This is a genomic window from Citromicrobium bathyomarinum, from assembly GCA_001306305.2.
GTDB classification, from domain to species: Bacteria; Pseudomonadota; Alphaproteobacteria; order Sphingomonadales; family Sphingomonadaceae; genus Alteriqipengyuania; species Alteriqipengyuania bathyomarina.
Map to the genome: position 1 here is coordinate 2,265,235 of CP155577.1, position 24,961 is coordinate 2,290,195.

Annotated in this window: 25 protein-coding genes; 12 read left to right on the forward strand and 13 right to left on the reverse strand. The window is 65.6% G+C overall.

The window, feature by feature from the left end; all coding sequences use genetic code 11:
* Position 1 precedes the first annotated feature (1 nt).
* From VO57_011330 to VO57_011345, 4 genes are all read right to left on the reverse strand, one after another.
* Positions 2-1,519 (reverse strand): XrtA system polysaccharide chain length determinant, encoded by a 1,518-nt coding sequence (locus VO57_011330; protein XBL68723.1) that lies wholly within the window; start codon positions 1,517-1,519, stop codon positions 2-4.
* Positions 1,520-1,534: 15 nt separating this feature from the next.
* Positions 1,535-2,176, reverse strand: a complete 642-nt coding sequence (locus VO57_011335) for an XrtA/PEP-CTERM system exopolysaccharide export protein (GenBank protein ID XBL68724.1) — start codon at positions 2,174-2,176, stop codon at positions 1,535-1,537.
* Positions 2,177-2,368: 192 nt separating this feature from the next.
* On the reverse strand, positions 2,369-3,631 hold the full coding sequence (locus VO57_011340; protein XBL68725.1) for a pyridoxal-dependent decarboxylase, exosortase A system-associated: 1,263 nt from the start codon (positions 3,629-3,631) through the stop codon (positions 2,369-2,371).
* Positions 3,628-5,148 carry an acyl-CoA ligase (AMP-forming), exosortase A system-associated gene (locus VO57_011345; GenBank protein XBL68726.1) on the reverse strand — a complete coding sequence of 507 codons (1,521 nt, stop codon included), beginning with the start codon at positions 5,146-5,148 and terminating at the stop codon, positions 3,628-3,630. The genes VO57_011340 and VO57_011345 overlap by 4 nt, the downstream gene beginning before the upstream one ends.
* A 64-nt stretch (positions 5,149-5,212) precedes the next feature.
* On the opposite strand from VO57_011345, the gene VO57_011350 reads away from it, so the two are divergent.
* Genes VO57_011350 through VO57_011365 form a run of 4 tightly spaced genes read left to right on the forward strand, consistent with a single transcriptional unit; the run spans position 5,213 to position 8,012 of the window.
* Entirely contained in the window at positions 5,213-6,181 is a 969-nt protein-coding gene (locus VO57_011350; GenBank protein ID XBL68727.1) for a GNAT family N-acetyltransferase, read from the forward strand.
* Positions 6,182-6,216: 35 nt separating this feature from the next.
* Positions 6,217-6,522, forward strand: a complete 306-nt coding sequence (locus VO57_011355; protein ID XBL68728.1) for an acyl carrier protein — start codon at positions 6,217-6,219, stop codon at positions 6,520-6,522.
* Between the two features lie 12 nt (positions 6,523-6,534).
* Positions 6,535-7,236, forward strand: a complete 702-nt coding sequence (locus VO57_011360; protein ID XBL68729.1) for a hypothetical protein — start codon at positions 6,535-6,537, stop codon at positions 7,234-7,236.
* On the forward strand, positions 7,233-8,012 hold the full coding sequence (locus VO57_011365) for a hydrolase 1, exosortase A system-associated (protein XBL68730.1): 780 nt from the start codon (positions 7,233-7,235) through the stop codon (positions 8,010-8,012). The genes VO57_011360 and VO57_011365 overlap by 4 nt, the downstream gene beginning before the upstream one ends.
* 49 nt (positions 8,013-8,061) lie before the next feature.
* Here the strand turns inward: VO57_011365 and VO57_011370 are convergent, their stop codons facing one another.
* The 6 genes from VO57_011370 to VO57_011395 form a co-directional block, all read right to left on the reverse strand.
* Positions 8,062-9,264 (reverse strand): class I SAM-dependent RNA methyltransferase, encoded by a 1,203-nt coding sequence (locus tag VO57_011370; protein ID XBL68731.1) that lies wholly within the window; start codon positions 9,262-9,264, stop codon positions 8,062-8,064.
* Entirely contained in the window at positions 9,261-10,631 is a 1,371-nt protein-coding gene (locus VO57_011375) for a bifunctional ADP-dependent NAD(P)H-hydrate dehydratase/NAD(P)H-hydrate epimerase (protein ID XBL71330.1), read from the reverse strand. Before VO57_011375 ends, VO57_011370 begins: the two co-directional genes overlap by 4 nt.
* 43 nt (positions 10,632-10,674) lie before the next feature.
* Entirely contained in the window at positions 10,675-11,076 is a 402-nt protein-coding gene (locus VO57_011380; protein XBL68732.1) for a hypothetical protein, read from the reverse strand.
* A gap of 73 nt (positions 11,077-11,149) precedes the next feature.
* Positions 11,150-11,890, reverse strand: a complete 741-nt coding sequence (locus tag VO57_011385) for an N-formylglutamate amidohydrolase (GenBank protein ID XBL68733.1) — start codon at positions 11,888-11,890, stop codon at positions 11,150-11,152.
* A gap of 6 nt (positions 11,891-11,896) precedes the next feature.
* Positions 11,897-12,706, reverse strand: coding sequence for a 4-(cytidine 5'-diphospho)-2-C-methyl-D-erythritol kinase (locus VO57_011390; GenBank protein ID XBL68734.1), 810 nt, complete (start codon positions 12,704-12,706; stop codon positions 11,897-11,899).
* 94 nt (positions 12,707-12,800) lie between these two features.
* A complete protein-coding gene (locus tag VO57_011395) occupies positions 12,801-13,634 on the reverse strand; it encodes an IS5 family transposase (protein XBL68735.1) in 834 nt (277 codons plus the stop codon).
* Between VO57_011395 and VO57_011400 the strand changes: the two genes are divergently transcribed.
* Complete coding sequence (locus VO57_011400; GenBank protein XBL68736.1) at positions 13,605-14,573, forward strand: FRG domain-containing protein; 969 nt, start codon at positions 13,605-13,607, stop codon at positions 14,571-14,573. The two genes, VO57_011395 and VO57_011400, sit on opposite strands and share 30 nt — an antisense overlap.
* A gap of 6 nt (positions 14,574-14,579) precedes the next feature.
* Here the strand turns inward: VO57_011400 and VO57_011405 are convergent, their stop codons facing one another.
* The gene (locus VO57_011405) at positions 14,580-16,226 is read right to left on the reverse strand and encodes an electron transfer flavoprotein-ubiquinone oxidoreductase (GenBank protein XBL68737.1); all 1,647 of its coding nucleotides are present in this window, start codon (positions 16,224-16,226) and stop codon (positions 14,580-14,582) included.
* 85 nt (positions 16,227-16,311) lie between these two features.
* Here VO57_011405 and VO57_011410 point away from each other — a divergent pair, with 85 nt between their 5' ends.
* The 4 genes from VO57_011410 to VO57_011425 are packed head-to-tail and all read left to right on the forward strand — an operon-like array spanning position 16,312 to position 20,508.
* On the forward strand, positions 16,312-17,127 hold the full coding sequence (locus tag VO57_011410; protein XBL68738.1) for a hypothetical protein: 816 nt from the start codon (positions 16,312-16,314) through the stop codon (positions 17,125-17,127).
* 11 nt (positions 17,128-17,138) lie between these two features.
* Positions 17,139-18,890 (forward strand): lytic transglycosylase domain-containing protein, encoded by a 1,752-nt coding sequence (locus VO57_011415; protein ID XBL68739.1) that lies wholly within the window; start codon positions 17,139-17,141, stop codon positions 18,888-18,890.
* An 11-nt stretch (positions 18,891-18,901) separates the two neighbouring features.
* Positions 18,902-19,429 (forward strand): molybdenum cofactor biosynthesis protein B, encoded by a 528-nt coding sequence (moaB, locus tag VO57_011420; GenBank protein ID XBL68740.1) that lies wholly within the window; start codon positions 18,902-18,904, stop codon positions 19,427-19,429.
* Between the two features lie 44 nt (positions 19,430-19,473).
* Positions 19,474-20,508, forward strand: a complete 1,035-nt coding sequence (locus VO57_011425; GenBank protein ID XBL68741.1) for a sodium:calcium antiporter — start codon at positions 19,474-19,476, stop codon at positions 20,506-20,508.
* 522 nt (positions 20,509-21,030) lie between these two features.
* Here VO57_011425 and VO57_011430 read toward each other — a convergent pair.
* A complete protein-coding gene (locus tag VO57_011430; GenBank protein XBL68742.1) occupies positions 21,031-21,864 on the reverse strand; it encodes an IS5 family transposase in 834 nt (277 codons plus the stop codon).
* A 190-nt stretch (positions 21,865-22,054) separates the two neighbouring features.
* On the opposite strand from VO57_011430, the gene VO57_011435 reads away from it, so the two are divergent.
* The 3 genes from VO57_011435 to VO57_011445 all read left to right on the forward strand — a co-directional run bounded on the left by VO57_011435 (position 22,055) and on the right by VO57_011445 (position 24,328).
* Positions 22,055-23,131: a PA0069 family radical SAM protein gene (locus VO57_011435; protein ID XBL68743.1), complete on the forward strand. Its 1,077-nt coding sequence runs from the start codon at positions 22,055-22,057 to the stop codon at positions 23,129-23,131.
* 54 nt (positions 23,132-23,185) lie between these two features.
* The gene (locus tag VO57_011440) at positions 23,186-23,749 is read left to right on the forward strand and encodes a DUF1993 domain-containing protein (protein ID XBL68744.1); all 564 of its coding nucleotides are present in this window, start codon (positions 23,186-23,188) and stop codon (positions 23,747-23,749) included.
* 81 nt (positions 23,750-23,830) lie between these two features.
* The gene (locus VO57_011445; protein ID XBL68745.1) at positions 23,831-24,328 is read left to right on the forward strand and encodes a YbjN domain-containing protein; all 498 of its coding nucleotides are present in this window, start codon (positions 23,831-23,833) and stop codon (positions 24,326-24,328) included.
* Positions 24,329-24,529: 201 nt separating this feature from the next.
* On the opposite strand, the gene VO57_011450 is transcribed toward VO57_011445, so the two are convergent.
* On the reverse strand, positions 24,530-24,961 hold the full coding sequence (locus tag VO57_011450; GenBank protein XBL68746.1) for a DUF1330 domain-containing protein: 432 nt from the start codon (positions 24,959-24,961) through the stop codon (positions 24,530-24,532).

The following is a 24,961-nucleotide window of genomic DNA, read 5'->3' on the forward strand; positions in this document are numbered from 1 at the left end:
CTCATGCGATCACCTGACCGACTTGAATGAATTCGATCCCCAGCAGGACCACCAGCAGCCCCGCGAGCGCGCCCGAACCTGCGTAGAACAGACGCATGCGCCGATCCTCGACCGCCTTGCGTTCGGGCGGCACGATGTTCGAGATCGTCCCGAGCACCGGCAGGCCGAGCGATTTCTTGAGTCCGTCGGCGGTCGAGAAGGTCGAACGCAGCAGGGTCAGCAAAATCGCACTGCCCAGCCCCGCGCCCACGCCCAGCACCATCACCGCGACCAGCAGGATCGGGCGATTGGGCGCGGCCGGCTTGGTCGAGATGCCGGGTGCATCGATGATGTCGAAGCGGAAGGAGCTGCGCTCGCTTTCCACCTGGCTGCGCAGTTCCATCTCCTCGCGGTCCTGCAGCAGTTCGTCGTACTTGTTCTTCAGCACCTCGTAATCGCGCCCGATCCGCTGCGCTTCGGCAGCCAGGCCCGGCTCGCTGACCTGATCGGCCATCGTCATCGAGATATCGGCCTGCAACGCGGCCTTGCGTGCCAGCAGCGCCTGCACATTGGCCTGCCGCTCCGCCCGGATGGAGACGAGCGAGCTGTAGGCCGGGTTGGGCATGCCGCCTGCGGTGGCCGCATCGCCGCCCATCTGGCGCAGCAACTGCAACTGGCGCAGCGCGGTCTGCATGTCGGGATGATCGTTCTTGAGGCCCCGCGCGCGCAACTGGGCAACCTGCGTTTCGGCCTGCTGCAACGCGCTGCCGCCACCATTGGCACCGCCACCCGAAATCGTCTTCGGCGTGCTCGCCAGCTGGCCGGTGATCGCCGCCAGCGCGCTCTGCGCCGCTGCCAGATCGGCGTCGACCCCACGCATTTCGGTGCGCGCGTTCTGCAACCTGCCCGAGATCGCAGCAGATCCGCCGATCAGCTCGGGATGCTGGGCCTCGAACTCCGTCCGCCGCGCCTCGGCCTTTTCCAGTTCCTTGGCGCGCTGGTCGAGCTGCTGGTCGAGCAGCGCGACCGCGTCGCTCACTTCGCCGCGCGTGCCCTCGACATTGGCCTGGCGGAAGATTTCCAGCATCTTGACCACGACGTCCTGCGCGAGCTTGGCGTTCTCGGCATCGGTGTAATCGCTCCGGCCCATGGCCGCCGTGATTTCGAACAGGTTGTCTTCCTGGCTGCGCACCTGGACCCGCTGGGCAAGGCTCCCAATCGCATTTTCCATGTCGCGCGGGGTGCGCACGTTCTCGCCCAGTTTGGTCGATTTGATCACTTCACCCAGCGTCGATGCGCTGGCGATGCGCTGCTTGACCCGTGCAATATCGGTCATGTCGCTGCCCGCAATGCCGATCTGTTTGGACAGCACGTCGTCCAGCTGGACGAAGATCTTCGCATGGCTTTCATAGGTGTTGGGGATCGAGGCGACGAACAGCCAGCCCGCCAGGCACACCGCCCAGGCCACGCCCAGCGCCAGCCATTTCCGGCTCCAGGCCGAATAGAGCGCCGAGCGCACTTCGTCGAAGAGATCGTTCACGTCGCGTCAGCCTCTTCAGAACATGCTTTCGGGAATGATGATCACGTCACCGGGCGCGAGCATGACGTTGGCCTTGCTGTCGCCGCGCCGCAGCAGATCGGACAGGCGCAGCGCATATTCGCGCTGGCGCCCGATGCGCGGATCGAAGCGGATCAGCTTCGCCTTGTTGCCCGCCGCGAATTCGCTGAGGCCGCCGACCGCGATCATCGCGTCGAGCACGGTCATGTTGGCGCGGTAGGGGATCGAGGCGGGCTTTTCTGTCGCGCCGATGATCCGCACCTGCTGGCTGAACGTGCCTGCGAACTTGTTCACGATGACCGAGACGATCGGCTGCTCGATGAACTGCGACAGGTGCAGGCGGATATCCTCCTGCAGCATGGCCGGGGTCTTGCCCACGGCAGGCATGTCGGTGACCAGCGGGATCGAGATACGCCCGTCGGGGCGGACCTGGATGTTCTGCGCGCTGAGTTCGGGGTTGCGCCAGACATTGATCGAAAGCTCGTCCAGCGGGCCGATCACATATTCCTGGCTCGGCCCTTCCTGCGTGGCGACGAAGGCTGCCGGGGGCAGCTGCGGGCCGCCGCTGCTCATGCAGGCGGAGAGAGCAAAAAGCCCCAGAAAGAGCGCTGTTAGTCGGGCAATCGCGCGAGAGCGCATGGGATCGATCCTTCCATTCGTGTCAGCCGGACGGCGCACCCGCGAAGCGCGCCACCACGATTGGCCGACGATTTGGGATCGTTCCTCGCGAAAAAGGGTGAATATCCCGTTAGCTAAGGGATCTGATCGCACCCGATCCCGATCTGGGACGCCGGGTTAGCGAGAGGTAAACGCCGCGCGCTGGCGCAGCCGTCAGACCAGTATCTCCAGCGCAGGTCCCTGACCGAGGAAGTGCATCGGCGAAGCGGACGCGCCATAGGCCCCGGCGCAGAACACCGCGACCAGATCGCCGACCTCGGCACGCGGCAGCTCTGCCTTGTCGGCCAGCCGATCCAGCGGGGTGCACAGGCACCCGACGACATTCGCGACCTCGACGGCAGGAGCGTCGAACTTCGTCGCGATGGCGAGCGGATAATTGCGCCGGACAACCGCCCCGAAATTGCCCGATGCGGCCAGCTGATGGTGCAATCCGCCGTCGGTAATCAGGAAAATCTCGCCCTGGCTTTCCTTCCGGTCGACGATCTGTGCGAGGTAAACCCCCGCCTCACCGACCAGATAGCGGCCCAGCTCGATCGCCATCTCGGTCTCGGCCAGTTCTTCGGGTAAATTCGCGAAACGATCGCCCAGCGCCGCGCCGATCGCGCCGATGTCGAGTGGTTCGTTGCCCGCAAAATAGGGGATGCCGAAACCGCCGCCCAGATTAAGCGCGGGGCACGGTTGGCCCACCTCGCGCGCGATCCGGGCTGCGAGGTCGAGCACATGGCCCTGCGTTTCGATCACCGCGTCGGCCTCCAGCGTCTGGCTGCCGGTGTAAATGTGCAGGCCGCGCCACTGCGCCCCGCCATCGATCAGATGGCGGATCAGCGCGGGAACGCGCTGCGCATCCAGCCCGAACTGCTTGGCCCCGCCGCCCATCTTCATGCCCGATCCGCGCATGTCGAAATCGGGGTTCACCCGCACCGCGACCTTCGGCTGAATGCCCAGATCCCGGCCGATTTCGAGGGCACGCTCAGCCTCGGTCTCGCTTTCGCAGTTGAGCGTCACGCCCGCTTCGATCGCCGCGCGAATCTCGCGCGGGCGCTTGCCCGGCCCGGCAAAGCTGATGTGCGCGCCGTCGATCCCGACGCCTTGCAGGATCGCCAGTTCCCCGCCCGAGGCAAGATCGAACCCGTCGACCAGCCCGGCCATGTGGGCGATCACATCGGGGTGCGGGTTGGCTTTGACCGCGAAATGAATCGCGAGGCTTTCCGGCATGGCCGCGCGCAAGGCCGCCATGCGCGCGTCGAGCATGTCGCGCGAATAGACGAACAGCGGCGTGTCGCCCGCTTCGGCGACCAGATCGCTCGCCTTGCGCCCGCCGATCGCCAGTTCGCCGTCAATCGCCTCGAACCCCTGCGGGATCGGGCCGAGCGGCTTGGCCGCATTGGGATCGCGCCTGCGACGTTCGATGCTCATGCGGCGAGCCTTTCGCTGACTTCACGGAACAACGCGGGCCGGTCGATCTTGCCATTGGGGTTGAGCGGCAGGTCCTCGCGCCATTCGATTGCGTGGGGCTGCATGAAGCTGGGCAGATCGCGTTTGAGCGCGGCTTTCAATGCATCGACCTCGCCCGCGCCGCGCACCACCAGATGGACCGCCTGGCCCAGCTTCGCATCGGCCACGCCGAACGCCACCGCATCTGCGACCAGCCCGGTGGCGAGCGCTGCGTCCTCTATCTCCTGCGGGCTGATCCGGTTGCCAGCGCTCTTGATCATCGCGTCGCGCCGCCCGACGAAATAGAGCAACCCGTCCGCATCGCGCTTCACATAGTCGCCCGACCACACGGCCATTCCGCCATATTCGGAATGCGCGGGGGCCGGCTTGTATCGCTCCGCCGTCCGCTCGGGGTCCTGCCAGTATCCTTGTGCGACCAGAGGCCCGCAATGGACCAGTTCGCCCTCTTCGCCCGGCGCGGCGGGGCCGCCCGCCTCGTTCACCACCAGCACCTCGGCAAAGGGCACCGCCTTGCCCATCGAGGTGGGGTGCGTCGCGACCAGTCCGGGATCGAGGAAGGTGGAACGGAACGCCTCGGTCAGGCCGTACATCGGATAGATATCGGCAGCGGGCCAGGTCGCACGCATCGCGTCGATCAGGTCGGGCGTCAGCGCGCCGCCGGAATTGGTCAGGCGTTTGAGGCTGTCACCCGCCCCCTCTTCCCACTTCGCCTCCACCAGCTGGCGCCATAGCGGCGGCACGGCGGCGAGCGTGGTGGCGCGATGTTTCGCCACCGCCTTGGTCACATCGCGCGGCATCAGATAGTCGAGCGGGGCGACACAGCCGCCCGCGCGCCACGTCGAAAGCAGCTGGTTCTGGCCGTAATCGAACGCCAGCGGCAGCACCGCGAGCGTCACGTCGTCGCTGCGCAGCTTGAGGTAATGCGCCACGCTGACCGCGCCCAGCCACAGGTTTGCGTGGCTCAGCACCACGCCCTTGGGCTTGCCGGTCGACCCGCTGGTATAGAGGATCGCGGCGATGGTCTGCGGGTCGGCGGCGGATTTGGGCAGCGGATCGCAGGCCTTCGCCGCCTCCAGCGCCGCGCTTTCCTCTACCTGCGCGCACCCGGCAGGCAGATCGTCCTGCTCCAGCGTGGAAAGCCGCGCGGGCGTGCCGATCAGCATGGCAGCGCCGCTGTCCGCCAGAATATGCGCGACCTGCGCGCGCTTGAGCATCGGGTTGATCGGCACGTGGACCAGCCCGGCACGCGGGGCGGCCAGCGGCAGCAGGCAGGTCAGCTCGCCCTTGGCGGACCAGCTCGCGATCCGCGCGCCTGCTTCCGGAATCTGCGATTTCAGCCACGCCGCCAGCCGACCGACACGGGTTCTTAAGTCGGCATAGCTAAGGGTGCCGTCGCGCAGAGCCAGCGCCGGGTCCGCATCGCCGCCGTGTTCGATAACATGGTCGATCGGGAAAGGGGTCGGATCGGACTGGGTCATGGAGATAGGAGTACAACGCCTCGTGAACGCGGAAACAGGTGGCTATCACAAGGAGGTTACCATTGTGCAAGCAACACCGCAGCAAGCCTGTGGGTGCGCCTGCCCGTCTCCGTTCGAGCGGCCCGAGTGGTACGCCCTGCTCGCCGATTCGCGCCCGCACGCCTTTTTCAAGCGGGTCGAGACGGGCGGCAGCCACGCAACGATCGCACTCAACCGCACCGACGGACGCATCGAAGCCCTGCGCAACTGGTACGCCTTCACCTGGCGCCCGGTGGTGCCCGCCGGTGACGCAGGCGATGCGATGCTGGAGGCACTGGCACGCGACCTGAAGCGCGAGGCGCCGCGCGTGACGCTCTGGCCGCTGCCCGACGAGGACGGCAGCGCCACCCGCCTCGCCGCCGCATTCCGCAAGGCCGGCTGGCAGGTCTCGCTGACCCAGTGTGACGAGAACCATGTGCTGCCGGTCGCGGGCCGCAGCTTCGCCGAATACTGGGCCAGTCGCCCGGGTCGCCTCCGCACCACGCTCAAGCGCAAGGCCAAGAAGGTCGAGATCGAAATCGTCAAGCATTTCGATGCAAACCTCTGGTCCGATTACGAAAACATCTACGCCGAGAGCTGGAAGCCGAGCGAGGACGAGCCCGATCTGCTGCGCCGTTTCGCGCAGGACGAAGGCGCGGCGGGGCGCATCCGGCTGGGTGTCGCGCGCGCCGATGGCGTGGCCGTCGCGGCGCAGTTCTGGACCGTCGAGAACTCCGTCGCCTACATCCACAAGCTCGCCCATCTGGAAAGCGCCAAGCCGATTTCGCCCGGCACCACGCTGTCGGCCGCGCTGTTCGAGCATGTGATCGACCGTGATAATGTCACGCTGGTGGACTTCGGCACGGGCTCCGATTCCTACAAGGCGGACTGGATGGAACAGGTGCGCCCGCGCTTCCTGCTCGACGCGCTGGACCCGGCGCAGCCCGCAGCATGGCCTGCGCTCGCGAAACGCGCATCGCGCGCGATCCTTGCAAGAGGCAACACCCCCCGCTAGGCAACCGCGACTTTTACGGCAGCTTAACGGTATCTATGACCGCCCAGACTTCAGCGCCTGCGGACCCGACCGGGCCCGCCCGCAGCAAGATCGACGAGACCCTGCGCGCAATCCTGCGCGACGTACTCGGCCTGTCGGACGAACGCGCCGCCGAACTGACGCCCGATAGCGGCCTGTTCGGCCATCTGCCCGAACTCGACAGCCAGGCGGTCGCCGACCTGCTGACCGAGATGGAAGACCGGTTCGACATTATCATCGAGGATGACGAGGTCGATGGCGACCATCTGGAAACCTATGGCGGGCTGCTCGCCCTTGCCGAGGCCAAGACCGCCAGCAACTGACATGCTGCTGGCGTGACCACCCCATTCCAGTTCGTCGAATGGCCGTGTCCTGCCGCTGACGGTGAGACGCGCAGCGAGGCCGCGCTCGTGTTCAATCGCGCGCGCGACGCACGCCTGCTGGTGATCCCGCCTTTGTTCGAGGAAGCGAACAAGCTGCGCCGGCAGATCGTGGAGATCATGCGCCGGCTCGACGATGCGGGCATCGACAGCGTGCTGCCCGATCTGCCCGGCTGCAACGAAAGCCGCGCGCTGCTCGCGCAGCAGACTCTTGAATGCTGGCGCGCAGGCGCTGCCGCAGCGGCGGAGCATTTCGGCGCGACTTATGTGCTGAGCGTGCGTGGCGGTGCCCTGCTCCGGCCCGCCGGGTTGCCCGGATGGGATTATGCCCCGCAAGACGGCCCGAAGATCCTGCGCGCGATGGTTCGCGCGCGGATCATCTCGACCAAAGAGGCCAGCGCGCCCGAAACGCGCGAGGAGATCGAGGCGACGGGCCGCAGCGAAGGCGTCCAACTCGCCGGATGGTCGATCGGCCCCGCGCTGTTCGCTGCGCTGGAGAGCGCCGAAGTGCCTGCGCGCGGCGACGGCGTCAGCCTGATCGACCACGAAACCCTCGGCGGACGGCCCCTGTGGCTGCGCGCCGAACCCGACTTCGACGCGGCGCAGGCCGACGCGCTCGCCGCGACGATTTCGGTCGCGATGAGGGACGTAGGATGAGCCGCCGCCTTCACCTGACCTTCAATTGCGAGGGATCGACCCTCGCCGGCACGCTCGACACCGCGCCGCTGACCACCGGCCTGCTGCTGGTGAGCGGCGGTAACGAGCTGCGCAGCGGCGCGTTTCGCGGGCAGGCGCGGCTGGCGCAGACCATCGCCAAACGCGGCTTCCCCGTGTTCCGGTACGACCGCCGCGGGGTCGGCGACAGCGAGGGCGAGAACCTGGGCTTCACCCAGTCCGAACCCGATATTCGCGCCGCGATCGAGGCGTTTCGCGCGATCGCTCCGCAAGTGAAGCGGATCGTGGCCTATGGCAATTGCGATGCGGCGAGCGCGCTGATGCTGGCGGGCGGCGCGGGCTGCGATGCGCTGGTGCTGAGCAATCCGTGGACGATCGAGGACGAGGACGACGATACCCCGCCCCCGCAGGCGATCCGCGCGCGCTATCTGCAAAAGCTTGGCAACCCGTCCGAAGTGGCGCGCCTGCTGCGCGGTGGCGTCAACCTGCGCAAGCTGGCGGGCGGCCTGATCCGCGCCGCGCGCCCCGCCCCTGCGGCGAGCGACCTGGCAGGCCGGATGCGCAAGGGGCTTGAGACGTTCGACGGGCCGGTCAGCATCCTGCTCGCCAGCGCAGACCGCACCGCACAGGTGTTCGACGGGATCTGGGACAAGGACGATGTCCGCGTGGCGCGCTGCGAAGGCGCGAGCCATGCCTTCGTCGAGCCGCGCGCGCGCGAGTGGCTCGATGCGAAGATCGTGGACATGCTGCGGGGCTAGGCCCTGATTTCTCCTCCCCTGCGCAAGCGGCAGGGGAAAGCCGCGCCGACTAATCCCGCACGAACAGGCTCGCCAGTTCGACATGGGTCGACCAGCGGAACTGGCCCACCGGGCGCAGCTCTGCGAGGCGAAAGTCGCCATCGGCCAGCCGCCGCGCATCGCGCGCCCAGCTTTGCGGATTGCAGCTGATATAGACCACGCGCCGCACACTGCTTTGGTCAATCATGTCCGCCTGGTTGCGCGCGCCGGCACGCGGCGGGTCGAGCAGCACGCAGTCGAAGCGGGAGATTTCGGCCGCGGTCAGCGGATCGCGGAACAGGTCGCGGTGCAGCGAATGGACGGGTTTGCCCGACGCGCGCGCCGCCGCCTGACAGGCGAGATGCGCCGCGCGATCAGCCTCCGCCGCCAGCACCTTGGCCGGGCCGGCCAGTGCGAAGGCGAAGGTGCCCAGCCCCGAAAACAGGTCTGCGATGGTCGCAGCATCGCCGCACCATTCCTTCGCAGCAGACAGCAGCGCGGCCTCGCCATCGGCGGTTGGCTGGAGGAACGCGCCATGCGGCAGGGAGACCGGCACGCCGCCCAGCGTGACCGTCACCGGCTCAGGCTCCCATACGGGCTCCGGGCCGTAGCCGTCGTCGATCGACAGGCGCGCGAGGCCCTGCTCGCGGGCGAAATCGGACAGTGCTTCGGTCTGGGCGAGGTTCTCGGGCGAGATATCCCGGATTTCCGCCGTCACGCCCTGATCCGCCAGCGTCAGCGAAATATCCACCGCCAGCTTGCCCGGCCAATGGGCCAGCAGCGCGCGCAGCGGATCGACCAGCGCGAACAATGCGGGCGCGAGGATGTGACATTCGGCCATATCGACGATCTGGTGCGATCCCCGCTCGCGAAAGCCGATCACCACTTTCTTGCCCGCGCGCCGCGCATGCAATGTCGCGCGCCTTCGGCTGCGCGGCGGCGAGAGATGCGGCGCGGTGAGCGTGTCCGGCACCAGCTCCTGCGATTCGGCAGCGAACGCGACCCGCTGGCCGACGAACTCGGCCAGCGCCGCCTCGTCCGCCTGCTGCAACTCGCACCCGCCGCAGCGCGGGAAATGGCGGCATGGCGGGTCGATATGGTGGGGACCATGCTCGACGAGCCCGTCGGCGCCCACCATGTCGCCGGGCACTGTCCCCTTCACGTGGCGACCGCTCGCGGTCACGCCATCGCCCTTGGCGGCGATGCGGATGATCTGTTCCACGGCCTCGCTCACAGCATGTCCTCCAGCGCGGGATGGACCGCTTCGGCGAGCATCGTGGCGGTGAAGCCCGCCCCCGCATGACGCGCCGCGCGGCCATGCAGCTGCACCGCCTCGCACGCGGCCTGCATCGCATCTCCGGTCGCCGCCAGACGCGCGGCGCAGATTCCGGCGAGCACATCACCCGACCCGGCAACCGACAGCCAGCGCGAGGCGGGAGGGAAGAAGCGCACATCTTCGGCCGATGCCAGCAGCGTGTCGGCGCCCTTGGCGAGTACGGCACAGCCGGTCGCCTGCGACAGTGCGAGCGCACGCTCCCGCTTGGTATCGCCCGCGACGTCGAAGGCATCGCACAGGTGCGACAGTTCGCCCTCGTGCGGGGTCAGCAGGATCGGCGCATCGCCCTTCGCGGCGAGTATCTCGGCCATCAGCAGGACCAGCGCATCGGCGTCGAGCACCAGCGGATGGCCGCTGCGCACCGCCGCCTCAAGCCGCTCGCGCGCGGCATCGTCGCGGCCCAGTCCCGGCCCGATCAGCAAGGCCCCGATCCGCTCGTCCCCCAGCGCGTCGGCGAGGGGAGCATTGTCCTTCACCAGATCGGGCGGGTGGCCGGGATGGTCATGCTCGCTCAGCCATTTGACGTAGCCCGCCCCCGCCAGCGCGGCGGCGCGCGACGCCATCAGGCTGGCGCCCGCCATCGCCCCACCGACCACCGCGACCAGGCCGCGGGTGTATTTGTGCGCGTCGAACGCGGGCGGCGCGATACGCTCGGGCAGAGACAGGCGCATCGCCCCGCCGCGATCGGGCACGCCGATATCGACCAGCCGCGCCGCGCCGATGCTCGCCAGCGCCGGGCCGCTGAAATGCGCGGGCTTCCACGCGCCGAACGCCAGCGTCAGGGCATAGCGGGGCATATCATCGCCCTCGCCGCCGACCACATCACCAGTGTCGCAATCCACCCCGCTGGGCACATCGAGCGCGACCGCGCGGTCATGCGAGGCGTGCAGATCGCGGATCAGCGCGCGATGCTCGTCCGAGAGCGGGCGCGACAGGCCAATGCCGAACATGGCATCGACGAACGCCGTCCCTCTCACGCCTTCGGCGTCGGAAAGAACCTCTCCGTCGAACGTGCTCGCGGCGTGGCGGGCAAGATCGGTCTGGGGAGAAATCGGCGCGACCACCTTCACCGTCAGCCCGCGCGCCTTGAGCGCAGCCGCCGCGACATAGCCGTCACCGCCATTATGCCCCGGCCCGCACAGCACGGTGACAGGTCCGCCGGCCGCAAGCCGCGCGATCCATTCCGCTGCGCCGTGGCCCGCCTGGCTCATCAGCGCCCATTCCTCCACCCCCGCGTCGAACAGCGCCGTCTCGGCAGCGCGCATCTGGTCGGTCGTCAGGATTTGCGCGCGTCGCCGCGCGTCATGCTCACCGAGTGGTGGCGGGGAAACGGTATCGGTTTCCGGCGAGAGATACTTCGAGGATGTCACCCGACAGCGTTTGCGTCACCGCGTCCGCTCCTGCAACCGCTGCGACGCCGGAACCGTCGGGCAATTGCTCGAACCGGCGGAATCCGCCGTCGGGGTGGAAGACGGTGAGCAGGATTTTGCCCTCCACCTCGACCCGCTCGACCGAACAGGTCGCATCGAAGCTCTGCGCGCCATCGGGGGCGCAGGCGATGGTGGTGCCGGTGGAAGAGCTCGGTGCAGGCGTCGGATCGGCCGTGCCGGTATCATCGCCACCCGGGTTGGCTACCGCAGCCCCGTCACCACCACAGGCAACTGCCGCGAGGGCCAGGCCGACGACGGCGAGTGCACCAGCGATCCGCATCCACTTCACCTTTCGATCGTCTCCTGCGACCCGGAGAAGCGCCATTCCTACCCGCAATTGGTAAGCAATGCGTTTACTCTGCCGTCCGGCTGGCGAGCGCGGCGAGCACTTCCTGCGCGACCTGCGCGATCCGGTCCGCCCACACCGCCTGATGGCTTTTGCGCGCGACCAGATCCTGCCTCACCTCGATGGTCAGATAGGGGATGCCGTTCGCCTCGGCATGGCGATCCATCGTCGCGTTGAGCTGCTTGCCCGAATAGGGCTCGTTATCGCCCACGGTGAAGCCCATCGCGCCAAACGCGTCGATCGCGATCCGCGCGGCGGAATCGTCCTGATTGTACAGCAGGCCGACATCCCACGGGCGCTGCTCCCCGGTGGAGCCCATTACCGGGGTGAAGCTGTGAATGGCGAGGATCAGCGATGGCTGCGCCTCGGCAACCATCTGCGCGAAGGCTTCGTGGTAGGGCCGGTGATAGAGCGCGGTGCGCCTCTCGATATCCGCACCGATATTGCCGGGGATGGTGTGCCCGTCGCTGCTGGTGACGACCAGCGCGTCGTCGCCTTCGTTACGGTGCAGGTCGATCACCAGCCGGCTGACCTGCGCGATCTGCGCCGCGATGCCGTGCTTGCGCGCCAGCCGCTCGGCAATTCCCGCGGTGCCGATGTCGACCGCGATATGCTGCTCCATCAGCTCTGCCGGGATGCCCAGCTCGATCTCGGCGGGCACGGCATCGCCCGCGTGGTCGGCGACGGCGATGATGCCGCCGCGCTGGGGAGTTCCGATGCGGATGAAGGGGGTCTGCGTATCGTTCATGCGCGCCTATCTAAGAACGCTCGCCATTCTCCACCACCCCGGCTGGCGCAACGCGATCTCGCGCTCCGCCGCGTCGCGCAGCTCGGCATCCTCGTACAGCGCAAAGCAGGTCGCACCCGAGCCGGACATGCGCGCCAGCAGCGGCGAGGTCGCGCTCAGCGCGCGCAGCACCTGATCGATTGCGGGGCAGATCGATATCGCGGGCGCTTCCAGATCGTTGCGCCCCTGCAGCGCGATGTCGCGGGCACTGCCCTGCGGCAGCGGACCGCGATCGAACCCGTCCCACGCCGCGAACACCGGCCCGGTCGAAAGCGCGATGCGCGGATTGACCAGCAGCACGGGGGTGCCAGCGAGATCGTTCTCCAGCGGCGCAAGCTCCTCACCCACCCCGCGTCCGACCGCCATTTCGGATCGCACGCAGGCGGGCACATCCGCGCCGAGCTTCAGCGCGCGAGCCTGCCAGTCACCGGGCAGGCCATGCGCGTTCTCGATCAGCCGGAACACCGCGCCAGCATCCGCCGAGCCTCCGCCCAGCCCCGCCGCAACGGGCAGGTTCTTTTCAAGCGTGATGGAGAGGCCATCGGGATGCGGCAGCGCGGCCAAGGCGCGAGCGACGAGGTTGTCGCCCGGATCGCCCACATTGCCGCCGAACTCGCCGAGGGTGCGCACGTCATCGCGCTCAGCAGGCTCAGCGCTCAGCACATCGCCATGTTCGCAAAAGGCAAACAGCGTTTCGAGCTCGTGATAGCCATCCTCGCGCCGCTGGCGGACATGCAGCGCTAGGTTCAGCTTGGCGTAGGCGTGTTCAACTGACATTACAAAATCAATCGCCTTGCTGGAGGACCTATGTCGATATCTTCTGTTTCAGAATTTGTTGAAAAGATCTTATCTGAGAGCCTGACTCAGAAGTTTATGCGATCTGGCAGTGGCTTGCGATGAGGCGGGTGAGGCGGCGGATGTGGGCGATGGTAGTCCATGCGGTGGAACTTTCGATAGTTCTTTCCCAGTCCTTTGCGAGCCGTCGACATCTGCCGAGCCAGGCGAAGGTGCGCTCGACCACCCAGCGGCGCGGGAGCAGAACAAAGCCCCTGGCGGTGTCGCAGCGGCGCACGATCTCGAGCGTCCATTGCCCATGCCCTTGAAGCGCGCCGATGAGCTTGTCGCCTGCGTAGCCCCCATCGGCGAAGAGGTGGCGCAGCCACGGGAAGCGGTAGCGGATTGCCTTGATGAGATCGACCGCCCCGTCGCGATCCTGAATGCTGGCAGCGTGGATGGTGACGAACAACATCAGTCCGAGCGTATCGGTGATGATGTGACGCTTGCGTCCCATGATCTTCTTGCCCGCATCGTAGCCCCGTGGGCCGCCACTCTCGGTGGTCTTGACGCTCTGGCTATCGATCACCCCGGCGCTGGGGCTGGCCTCGCGCCCTTCGATCTGGCGCGCAGCCATCACCAGCAGGTGATTGATCGTCTGCCATAGGCCGCTGTCGCGCCAGGCATAGAAATAGCGTTGAACCGTCGAGAGCGGAGGGAAATCCTTGGGCAGCATCCGCCATTGGCAACCGCTTGTTGCCAGATAGAGGATCGCGTTCATCACCTCGCGCAGGTCGGCGCAGCGCGGCCTGCCGCCAGGTTTCGCGGGCGGCAACAGAGGCTCGATCAAGGCCCACTCGGCATCGCGCAAATCGCTTGGATAACGTAGACCCGGGCGGCTATGCTGCTGCCGGGAGGTATCGGTCCACATCGCTTATTCCTCGGTCGTTTCTGGCGAAACCCCGGAATCAGCGATGCACCAGCGCGTCAAGCGCAACCAGCTGATATCTCCCAACTACTTTTGAAGACAGGCTCTGAGAATCCATCAGGCAGCAGGGTGATTTGTTATCGCGGCCACGGAGACACTGCATATAAGCTCACCCCCTCCATCTTTCGCAGTTCGATCACCAAAGAAAATGAGCATATTCTCTTGCGTGAACTTGTCGCCGCTCATCCAGAAGACTTCCATGGCGATATCACCGCGCTGGAAATGCTTGTGAGAATGCAGCACTACTCTCTACCAACCCGCCTTCTCGATGTTACGTTCAATCCATTGGTCGCACTTTATTTCGCTTGCGAAGCGGTCAAGAAAAGAAAATCATTCTACAAATCTGGAAAAAGGACAACTAAGACCATTGAAAAGGATGGGCATGTCAAAATATTGACAGTCCCCCGGAACTTAGTCTGCTACTTTGATAGCGATAAGGTCAGCTGCATCACAAATCTAGCAAGATTGAATTATGACTACAAATGTAAAATTAACACCGAACTAAACACCCAAAAATTTAACAGCAGCACTCCCATTAAAAGGCTTCTTCACTTTATAAGACAAGAAAAGAATGGTTTTCTGGGAGAGATACTACCACTTGATATCGAAAAAATCTTGCTAGTTAAGCCAAAGCAAAACAACAAAAGAATTCTCGCTCAAGCTGGGGCATTCTTCGCCTTTGGAACAGATGAGGAGATCGAAAGCGGAACGATCGACAAGATTGGCATTAAAGACCTGCTGATCGATGCTGGAAGCAAAGCACAAATCCGGCATGACCTCGACAAACTAGGAATTAACGAGAAGACGCTCTTCCCTGAAATCGAGCGAGCCGCCAGATACATAACAGGCACCCTAGAGGCCGAAATCATACCGTCGCTTTAACCCCTCTCACATATTCGGATAATTCGGCCCGCCGCCGCCCTCCGGCACGGTCCAGACGATGTTCTGGTTCGGGTCCTTGATGTCGCAGGTCTTGCAGTGGACGCAGTTCTGCGAGTTGATGACGAAGTTCATCTCCCCGGAATCCTCGTCCTCGACCCATTCGTACACGCCTGCCGGGCAATAGCGCTGCGAGAGGCCGGCATATTCCTTCAGCTCGCTTTCCTTCTGCAGCTCCATGTCCTTCACCTTCAGGTGGCAGGGCTGGTCTTCCGCGTGGTTGGTGAAGCTGTAGGCAACGCTGGTCAGCTTGTCGAAGCTGATCACGCCGTCGGGCTTTGGGTAGATGATCGGGTCGAACAGGTCGGCGCGTTTGGTGTGCGTGTAGTCCGGCGTGTGCTTGAGGGTGAACGGCAAGCCGATCTTGAGCGTGCGCATCCACATGTCGATGCCCGCCAGCACGGTGCCGAAATCGCCGCCCAGCTTCGCGATCGCGGGCTGCGCGTTCTTCACCTTCTTCAGCTCGGTCGCGATCCAGCTTTCGCGCACGGCTTCGTCGTATTCGCTCAGCTGGGTGTGTTCCTTGCCCGCAGCGATCGCCGCTGCGACGCTCTCGGCGGCCAGCATCCCGCTCTTCATCGCGGTGTGGCTGCCCTTGATCCGGGGCACGTTGACGAAGCCTGCCGAGCACCCCACCAGCGCCCCGCCGGGGAACGCCAGTTGCGGCACGCTCTGCCAGCCGCCTTCGTTGATCACGCGCGCGCCATAAGCGACGCGCTTCCCGCCCTCGATAATGTCGAGGATATCGGGATGGTGCTTCCAGCGCTGGAATTCCTGATAGGGCGACAGATACGGGTTGGCGTAATCGAGCGCGGTCACGAAGCCGAGCGCAACCTGATTGTCGCCGATGTGGTAGAGGAAACCGCCGCCCCAGCTATCGTTGTCGAGCGGCCAGCCCTGCGTGTGGATCACCCGGCCCGGCACGTGCTTCTTGGGATCGATTTCCCACAATTCCTTGATGCCCAAGCCATAGGTCTGCGGCTGGCAATCCTTCTCAAGGTCGAACTTCGCCTTGAGCTGCTTGGTCAGGCTGCCGCGCGCACCCTCTGCAAACAGCGTGTACTTGGCGTGGATTTCCATGCCGGGCTGGAAATCGGGCTTTTGCGACCCATCCGCCGCGATGCCCATGTCCTGCGTGATGACGCCCGCGACCGCGCCGTCATCGCCGTAGATCACTTCGGCTGCGGGGAATCCGGGGAAAACCATGACGCCGAGGCCTTCGGCCTGCTCGCCCAGCCAGCGGGTCAGGTTGGCGAGGCTGCCGGTGTAGTTGCCCTTGTTGCTCATCAGCGGGGGCATGAAGAGGTGCGGCATGGGGAACTTGCCGTTCTTGCGCAGCACCCAGTGCCAGTTGTCGGTCACCGGGACTTCGCCGATCGGGCAGTCCATGTCCTGCCAGTCGGGGAACAGCTCGTTCAGCGCCTTCGGGTCGTGGACAACGCCCGAAAGAATATGCGCGCCGATCTCCGACCCTTTTTCGAGGACGACGACTTCAAGCTCTTCATTGATCTGCTTCAGGCGGATGGCTGCGGCAAGCCCGGCGGGGCCTCCGCCAACCACCAGCACGTCGCACGGCATGGATTCACGTTCGATCATAATATCCTCGAAGCTCTTTTCGGGCCGAATTAGCGTTGCTTCCGGCTTGATTGCCTGCGCGCCACAGGTCAAGACCCTGTGCGAAATGGCCGACCATTCCTTCCACCCCGAAAATTTGCGCGAAGCATTCGCCGCCAGCCTCGACTGGTGGGCCGATGCCGGGGTGCTGGAGCATGTCGAGGATGCGCCGTCCGGATGGTTGAAAGAGGCCGAAGGCAAGGGGGATGCGCAGGCTGCGCAGAGCGATCGGGCGACGGATGCGCCCTCTGCGCCGCCGCCACCTCCGCCGCCACCGCCCAACCGCACGGCGCTGAGCCGCTTCATCGCCAGCGGCAGCGACGGCGCTGCGCACCCTGGCGATCCGGCGCAGTGGCCCGACGATCTCGACGCATTCCGCGCGTGGTGGATGGAGAGCGACGCGCTCGACCCGCCCGGCTCCTACCCCCGCGTGGCCCCGCGCGGCCCCGCGCAGGCGCAGGTCATGCTGCTGGTCGACCAGCCTGCGGGCGAGGATCTGCTGGGCGAACCTGCCGCCATCCTCGCCGCGAACATGCTGCGCGCGATGGGCTATGCCAGCGATGCGGCCTATTTCGCCAGCGTGCTGCCGCGCCACACCCTGCGGCCCGAATGGGATGCGGTCGGGCGCGCAGGCTATGGCAAGCTGGCGCAGCACCACGTCGCGCTGGTGCGCCCGGCGCAGGTGATCGTGCTGGGCGAACGCGTCTGGTCGCTTCTTGCGCACGAGATGGCGCAGGAAGACAAAGCGTTAACCACAATTTCGCATGGCGGTGGTAAAGCGCCTGTCTTCGCGATGCCGGATTTCGCGAGCCTGCTCCGCAGCCCGGCAAAGCGCGCACAGACATGGACCCGATGGCTCAACCGGAGCGACCCCGCCCAATGAGACAACCGACGATGAAACGCATTCTCCTCCCCCTCGCCGCCACGCTGGCCGCGCTGCCCGTGGCCACGCCCGCGATGGCCCAGTCGCAGAGTGCGGCGGAGTATTTCCGCGAACGCGCGGCCAACCCCAACATCCCCCAAGTGCTCAGCGAAGCCGACCGGCAATTCTACACCCGCGTGTTCGCCGCGCTGGATAATGGCAACTGGAGCGAGGTCGAAAGCCTGCTCGCGCAGCGGGGCGACGAACCGCTCAAGCTGATTGCGCAGGCCGAGTATTATCTAGACGCGAACAGCCCGCGGATCGAACTGCCCGCGCTGCAAGAATGGCTCGCGAAGGGCAGCCGCCTGCCGCAGGCGCAGCAGATCACCGATCTCGCCTCCAAGCGCGGGTTGATGAGCGCGCCCTACCTGCCGCCCGAACAGAGCTTCCTGCCGCAGGGCTATGCCAGCAAGCGGATCCTGCCGCGCGATACCAATGACGGCACCATGCCGGGCGACATCAAGGCGGCGATTCTCGACAAGATCAGCAATGACGATCCCGATGGCGCGCGCCTGCTGCTCGACGGGGTGGATGCCGGGCTCAGCAGCGAAGCACGGGCCGAATGGCGCCGCCGCGTCGCGTGGAGCTATTACATCGAGAACAACGATGCCGCCGCGCTCGCGATGGCGCGCACGGTGCGCGATGGCAGCGGACCGTGGGTGCCCGAAGGCGACTGGGTGGTCGGCATCTCAGCCTGGCGGATGGGCGACTGCGCGACCGCCGCCGACGGTTTCGACCGCGCGGCGGCGACCGCGATCAACCCCGAACTCTCCGCGGCCGCCTATTACTGGGCCAGCCGGTCCTACATCCGTTGCCGCCAGCCGGAAAAGGCGGCGGAAAAGCTGCGCGGCGCGGCGATGATGGACGAGACGCTGTATGGCATGCTCGCCCGCGAGCAGCTGGGCCAGCACCTGCCGCGTGCAGGCGAAACGCCCGATCTCAGCCCCGCCGACTGGCAGCAGCTGAGCCGCGAGGAGAACGTCCGCGTCGCAGTCGCTCTGGCCGAGCTGGGCCATGACGAGCTGGCCGACGAAGTCCTGCGCCACCAGGCACGAATCGGCGACCCGTCCGAGTTTACCGCGCTCTCGCGCCTCGCGCGGGAGCTTGGCCTGCCTTCGACCCAGCTGTGGATGGCGCACAACGCCCCGCGTGGCGGCACGCCCGACCCGGCGCTTCGCTTCCCCGTCGCTCGGTGGGAGCCGGTGACCGGATGGCAGGTCGACCCCGCACTCGCCTATGCCCACGCCTTGCAGGAATCGAACTTCCGCGCCGCGGTGGTCAGCCCCGCAGGTGCGCGCGGGCTGATGCAGATCATGCCCGCCGCCGCGCAGGACCACGCCGGATCGCTGGGCGTCAGCGGCAATCCCCGCTCGCTCAACCAGCCGAGCGTCAACCTCGCCTTCGGCCAGCGGCACCTGCAGATGCTGCGCGATCATCCCGCGACGCAAGGCAAGCTGCCCAAGATCATGGCCGCCTATAACGCCGGCCTGACCCCGGTGGGTCGCTGGAACACCGAGGTCAACGACCAGGGCGATCCGCTGCTCTACATGGAATCGATCCCCTATTGGGAAACGCGCGGCTATGTCGCGATCGTCACCCGCAATTACTGGATGTACGAGCGGCAGGCCGCCGCGCCCTCGCCCAGCAGGCAGGCGCTGGCGATGAATCGCTGGCCCGCCTTCCCCGAGGCGGGGCAACCGACGCAGCGTTTTACGCGCCGGTAGAGGCAGCGCTAATGGCGATCGATGAAGCCCGCACCTTCCGGCCGATCGGGATCGCGCTGGTCACCGTATCGGACACGCGCGATCCGTCGACCGACACTTCCGGCGACCTGCTGGAAGCGCGGGTGCGCGAGGCCGGGCACACCCTCGTCGAACGCACCATCTGCCCCGACGATGCCGCCGAGATCTACGACGTGCTGCGCCGCTTCATCGCGAGCAAGGATGTCGACGCGGTGATCACCACCGGCGGCACCGGGCTGACCGGGCGCGACGTGACCCCCGAAGCGCTCGACCGGGTGAAGGACAAGGACATTCCCGGCTTCGGCGAGCTGTTCCGCTGGATCAGCTACCAGAGCATCGGCACCTCGACCGTGCAGAGCCGCGCCTGCGCGGTGCTGGCGGGCGATACCTTCGTCTTCGCCCTGCCCGGATCGAACGGCGCGGTGAAGGACGGGTGGGACAAGATCCTCAAGGATCAACTCGACAGCCGCCACCGGCCCTGCAACTTCGTCGAGCTGATGCCCCGCCTGCTCGAACGGTAACGTTGGAACGATAGGGACGCGGGGCCGCTCTTCCAGCAAGCCCCATGCCCGATATCCAGTCCCTCCCCCTGCCCTGGCTGGCTGCACTGTTCATCGCGAGCGCGCTGCTGATCGCCTACTTCGGCAGCAAGATGGCCGCCATCGCGGACGTGCTGGCCGACCGAACGGGCCTCGGCGAAGCGCTGATCGGCGCGGTCCTGCTGGGCGCGGGTACGAGCATTTCGGGCATCGTCACTTCGATCACCACCGCCGCCAGCGGCGCGCCGGAGCTTGCGGTGTCCAACGCCATGGGCGGGATCGCGGCGCAGACGATGTTCCTCGCGCTGGCGGACATCTTCTACCGCAAGGTCAACCTGGAGCACGCGGGCGCAAGCACGGTGAACCTTGGCCAGGCGACCGTGCTCATCATCCTCTCGGTCATGCCGATCATGGCATATGCTGCGCCGCAGATCGCGTTTTTCGGCGTCCATCCGGTTAGCCCGATCATGATCGCGGTCTATCTGATCGGTCTGCACAACGCGCATTCGATCCGGCAGGAGCCGATGTGGCAGCCCAAGGAAACGCCGGGCCTGCGCGTCGAGGCCGACGATATCGAGAGCGACCCGCGCTCCACCCCGCTGCTCGCGAGCCTGTTTGCCGGGCTGGTGCTGATCGTCGGCGCCTGCGGCTGGGTGGTCGGCGAAAGCGGCCTGGCGCTGAGCGGCGAGCTGGGCATTTCGCAAGGCGTGGTCGGTGCGCTGGGCACCGCGATCGTCACCTCTCTGCCTGAGCTGGTGACCACCATCGCGGCGGTGCGGCGCGGCGCGCTGCAACTGGCGATCGGCGGGATCATCGGCGGCAACATGTTCGACGCGCTGTTCGTCTCCGCCAGCGACATCGCCTACCGCGACGGCTCGATCTACCACGCGATCGGAGAGCGCACGCTATTCTGGATGGCGCTGGTCTGCCTGATGACCGGTGTACTGCTGCTCGGCCTGCTGCGGCGCGAGAAGCAGGGGCCCGGCGGGATCGGCTGGGAATCGGTCATCCTGCTCGCGCTATGGCTGGGCGCGGCAGTGCTGCAGGTGGCGCTGGGCTGAATTGGCCGCGAAAATGAGATATTGCGAGTATTTAGAAAGTCGGATTCCTTGTTCGCCAACCCCAGAGACTTCATTCCGGTAACGACCCCATTGCGGTCGCAAGTTAATTGGTAGAAGTTCCTGTCACAGACTGCAGACTTCGGGAGATTACCAGTGGATGCGCTACCCCCGCCACCCGTCAATTGTGAAGCGCCCGCGCAGGACGTTCTGCTGACCGTGAACGCTAGCGCCGACGAGGACGAATATTCGGCCTTCGTAGGTGACCTTCAAAGCGGATACGGAGCTTGGACGTTGGTTTCGGATAATGTGCTCGACGGTAAGCGAACGCTCATCTTTCGTGCCCGAATGAGCGTGACATATAAGGCTGTGATGGACGCCACTTTCAATGCAAGCGCCAGAGGGTGGACTACTAGCGTCACCTTTGCAGAGCCAAGCTGTACCTAGATTCTAAGGTCTCATTTCGACCACACGTCGGGACATTGAACCCACTCGCGCGAAAGCCTGAGAGCCTGACTCAGAAGTTTATGCGATCTGGCAGTGGCTTGCGATGAGGCGGGTGAGGCGGCGGATGTGGGCGATGGTAGTCCATGCGGTGGAACTTTCGATAGTTCTTTCCCAGTCCTTTGCGAGCCGTCGACATCTGCCGAGCCAGGCGAAGGTGCGCTCGACCACCCAGCGGCGCGGGAGCAGAACAAAGCCCCTGGCGGTGTCGCAGCGGCGCACGATCTCGAGCGTCCATTGCCCATGCCCTTGAAGCGCGCCGATGAGCTTGTCGCCTGCGTAGCCCCCATCGGCGAAGAGGTGGCGCAGCCACGGGAAGCGGTAGCGGATTGCCTTGATGAGATCGACCGCCCCGTCGCGATCCTGAATGCTGGCAGCGTGGATGGTGACGAACAACATCAGTCCGAGCGTATCGGTGATGATGTGACGCTTGCGTCCCATGATCTTCTTGCCCGCATCGTAGCCCCGTGGGCCGCCACTCTCGGTGGTCTTGACGCTCTGGCTATCGATCACCCCGGCGCTGGGGCTGGCCTCGCGCCCTTCGATCTGGCGCGCAGCCATCACCAGCAGGTGATTGATCGTCTGCCATAGGCCGCTGTCGCGCCAGGCATAGAAATAGCGTTGAACCGTCGAGAGCGGAGGGAAATCCTTGGGCAGCATCCGCCATTGGCAACCGCTTGTTGCCAGATAGAGGATCGCGTTCATCACCTCGCGCAGGTCGGCGCAGCGCGGCCTGCCGCCAGGTTTCGCGGGCGGCAACAGAGGCTCGATCAAGGCCCACTCGGCATCGCGCAAATCGCTTGGATAACGTAGACCCGGGCGGCTATGCTGCTGCCGGGAGGTATCGGTCCACATCGCTTATTCCTCGGTCGTTTCTGGCGAAACCCCGGAATCAGCGATGCACCAGCGCGTCAAGCGCAACCAGCTGATATCTCCCAACTACTTTTGAAGACAGGCTCTGAGAGGTGAGGATCGCCCCGGCGATTGCGGACACGGCTGAAAATCCGGATCGACTCGCCTCTATGTTCCCTGTATGTTCCACCCCATGGAACAGGTCAAAGGCAGAGGAGCACAGAGCGGCGACGTATCCACCCGCTTCGGCCTCGCCACGCGGGAGGCGGATGGCGACTGGCGCGATGTGGCCGAAACGCTCGACGGCCCTGCGCCGAAACTGCGCACCGAGGTGACGATCGAGCATCCGCGCTCGATCCTCTCGTTCAACCAGTCGCCGGACATCGGCTTCGATCGTTCGGTCAACGCCTACCGGGGGTGCGAGCATGGCTGCATCTACTGCTTCGCGCGGCCGACCCATGCCTATCTCGACCTCTCCCCCGGCCTCGATTTCGAAAGCAAGCTGTTCGCCAAGCCCGACGCGGCGAAGCTGCTTGCCGAAACGCTGGCCAAGCCAGGCTACAAGCCGCGCCCGATCGCAATGGGGACCAACACCGATCCTTACCAGCCGATCGAAGGACGGTATCGCATCACCCGCGCGATGCTGGAGGTGTGCCTCGATGCGCGCCATCCGGTGACCATCACCACCAAGTCCGACCGGGTGCTTGCCGACCTCGACATTCTCGAAGAGATGGCCCGTAAAGACCTGATCGCAGTGGCGATTTCGGTCACCTCGCTCGACCCGGCCCTGTCGCGTCTGGTCGAACCGCGCGCGCCCTCCCCAACCAAACGGCTCGCGGCGCTGGGCAGTCTGACCGAGGCCGGGGTGCCGACCCATTGCTCGATCGCGCCGGTCATCCCCGCGATCACCGATGACGCGATGGAAGGCATCGTCGCGCGCGCGGCAGAATTGGGCGTCACCTCCGCCGGGTGGATCCCGCTGCGCCTGCCGCACGAGGTCGCTCCGCTGTTCCGCGAATGGCTGGAAACGCATTTTCCGGACCGCAAGGACAAGGTGATGGGAATCGTGCGTTCGATCCGCAACGGGCGAGACAACGACCCCGATTTCTTCAGCCGATTGAAACCGCAAGGCGTGTGGGCCGACCTCTTCCGCGCCCGCTTCCGCGTCGCATGCAGGCGCGCGGGGATCGGCGACGGCAAGGCAAAGTTCGCGCTCGACTGCGCGCAGTTCCGCGCGCCGACCACCGGCGGGCAGCTCCGCCTGTTGTAGATTGGAAGGCCGGTGGCCTACTGGTCGCCCCTCACCAGACAGGACTTCCCATCGATGACCCCGACCGAGCTGCTCGCCCCGACCTATATCCAGATGCTCGGCGCGCTGTCGCAGTGGCTCGACAAGGCATCGGCGCAGCTTGGAGCATCCGATGCCGAGGCGCTGCTGTCCGCGCGGCTGGCACCGGACATGTTTCCGCTTGCGACCCAGATCCGCTTCGCTTGTGTGCAGGCGATCGAAGGCATGCACCGCCTGCGTGACGAACCCTTCCCGCCGGTGATCGACGAACTGCTCGACGAAGGGCGCAATGCGGGCGAAGCGCCCGGTTCGCTCGGCGATGCGCAGGCGCGGCTGCAACAGACCATCGCGATGGTCCGCTCGCTCGCGGAAGGCGCAGAACAGACAGATGCAGACCGGATGATCGCGCATGCATTGCCCACAGGCATGATCTTCGATCTGACGGTGGACCAGTATGCGCGCGACTGGGCGCTGGCGCAGTTCTATTTTCACCTGATGGCCGCCTATGCGATCCTGCGCAGCAAGGGCGTCGATCTGGGCAAGACCGACTATGTGGCGCACATGTTCGGCTATCTGCGCCCCGGCACCATGCCCGCCTAGGCAGCAAGCAGCCCAGCCTTGCACATCGTCGCTTGCGCGATAGGGTCGCAACAAGTTCTGGACCGAATGGGGGGAATTTCGATGAAGGCTTTCGTTCTTGGCGCAGTGCTGGCCTGCGGGATGGTTTCCGGCGCGAATGCGCAGGCAAACTCGTCCGATCGGCCAATGACGCAGTTCACCCGCAGCGCGCTGCTCTCGGCGCTGTCGGGCATCGATGCAGAGACCGAAGAGCAGTCTGGAAAGCCCAATATCTCGGTCACTTTCGACAATGGCCTGATGGGAGATGCGCTGCTGATGGCGTGTGAGGATCAGCAGACCTCGCGCAATTGCCTGGGCACGTCTATCCTCGTGACCTACGAGACGCCGGACGACGCCACGCCCGCCAAGGTCCGCGAGGCGATCAACGAATATAATTATCGGCAGAATTTCGGCCGGGCCTATCTCGACTCGGACGGGCAGATCACCCTGCGCATGTACATCATCGCCGATGGCGGGATCACCATGGCGAACTACAAGCGGCAGCTCGCCCTCTTCTCGCGGAGCGCGGCGAAACTTCCGGACTACGTCTACGGCGAGTGAGATCGCGCCGCCGCTGGTGCTTTCGGGCGCTCCAAGCGATACAGGGCGCTGTCCTACAGGCGCGCGCGGGACTAGAAGGCGGGCAGCTCTTTGCCATTGTCGACATGCGGCCCGCGCCACCAATCGCATCACTCGATCAGTGACGTTTCGCTGATCGGGTAAGTTTCAAGCCCTGGACTGTGTGTCAGGTGTGTCAGGCCCTCAGCCGAAGGTATCGCCACCTTCGCCGGGTGCGAACCGCATCAGCCGGCTGTCGAGCAGCGCGGCGGTGCGGTTGACCACGGCCTGCTGATAGTCCGGGTCCTTGATCATCTCGAAGAAGGCGCCCGCATTGGGGTAGTGCGCGACGAAGCCGTCGTGCCAGCGCCGTTCGGCGGGACCGGTCACCATCGTCTCGAAGGTTCCGCGCCACACGATGGAGCCGCCCACGCGGGCGAAGATCGGCCCGCTGGTGTGGCCGTATTCCTCGTAGGCACGGCGACCGCTCCACCCCTTGCCCGCATGCTCGTGCCCTTCGGGATACTCCGCCTGGTCGCGATAGAGCAGCAGATTGAGCATCTGGATCGGCGTATCGCGCGGAAGCGCCTTGAACGCCTCGAAAGTCTCCCGGCTCGGGTCGATATAGGGGGTCAC

Bases quoted from the DNA above. Each gene is read 5' to 3' on its own strand.
- VO57_011335 (XBL68724.1), bottom strand. From the start codon at position 2,176: ATGCGCTCTCGCGCGATTGCCCGACTAACAGCGCTCTTTCTGGGGCTT.
- VO57_011375 (XBL71330.1), bottom strand. From the start codon at position 10,631: ATGCGCGCTGCCGAGACGGCGCTGTTCGACGCGGGGGTGGAGGAATGG.
- VO57_011435 (XBL68743.1), top strand. From the start codon at position 22,055: ATGGAACAGGTCAAAGGCAGAGGAGCACAGAGCGGCGACGTATCCACC.
- VO57_011405 (XBL68737.1), bottom strand. From the start codon at position 16,226: ATGATCGAACGTGAATCCATGCCGTGCGACGTGCTGGTGGTTGGCGGA.
- VO57_011345 (XBL68726.1), bottom strand. From the start codon at position 5,148: ATGACCCAGTCCGATCCGACCCCTTTCCCGATCGACCATGTTATCGAA.
- VO57_011385 (XBL68733.1), bottom strand. From the start codon at position 11,890: ATGAACGATACGCAGACCCCCTTCATCCGCATCGGAACTCCCCAGCGC.
- VO57_011440 (XBL68744.1), top strand. From the start codon at position 23,186: ATGACCCCGACCGAGCTGCTCGCCCCGACCTATATCCAGATGCTCGGC.
- VO57_011395 (XBL68735.1), bottom strand. From the start codon at position 13,634: ATGTGGACCGATACCTCCCGGCAGCAGCATAGCCGCCCGGGTCTACGT.
- moaB (XBL68740.1), top strand. From the start codon at position 18,902: ATGGCGATCGATGAAGCCCGCACCTTCCGGCCGATCGGGATCGCGCTG.
- VO57_011415 (XBL68739.1), top strand. From the start codon at position 17,139: ATGAAACGCATTCTCCTCCCCCTCGCCGCCACGCTGGCCGCGCTGCCC.
- VO57_011340 (XBL68725.1), bottom strand. From the start codon at position 3,631: ATGAGCATCGAACGTCGCAGGCGCGATCCCAATGCGGCCAAGCCGCTC.
- VO57_011425 (XBL68741.1), top strand. From the start codon at position 19,474: ATGCCCGATATCCAGTCCCTCCCCCTGCCCTGGCTGGCTGCACTGTTC.
- VO57_011410 (XBL68738.1), top strand. From the start codon at position 16,312: ATGGCCGACCATTCCTTCCACCCCGAAAATTTGCGCGAAGCATTCGCC.
- VO57_011430 (XBL68742.1), bottom strand. From the start codon at position 21,864: ATGTGGACCGATACCTCCCGGCAGCAGCATAGCCGCCCGGGTCTACGT.
- VO57_011445 (XBL68745.1), top strand. From the start codon at position 23,831: ATGAAGGCTTTCGTTCTTGGCGCAGTGCTGGCCTGCGGGATGGTTTCC.
- VO57_011355 (XBL68728.1), top strand. From the start codon at position 6,217: ATGACCGCCCAGACTTCAGCGCCTGCGGACCCGACCGGGCCCGCCCGC.
- VO57_011380 (XBL68732.1), bottom strand. From the start codon at position 11,076: ATGCGGATCGCTGGTGCACTCGCCGTCGTCGGCCTGGCCCTCGCGGCA.
- VO57_011390 (XBL68734.1), bottom strand. From the start codon at position 12,706: ATGTCAGTTGAACACGCCTACGCCAAGCTGAACCTAGCGCTGCATGTC.
- VO57_011365 (XBL68730.1), top strand. From the start codon at position 7,233: ATGAGCCGCCGCCTTCACCTGACCTTCAATTGCGAGGGATCGACCCTC.
- VO57_011400 (XBL68736.1), top strand. From the start codon at position 13,605: ATGCTGCTGCCGGGAGGTATCGGTCCACATCGCTTATTCCTCGGTCGT.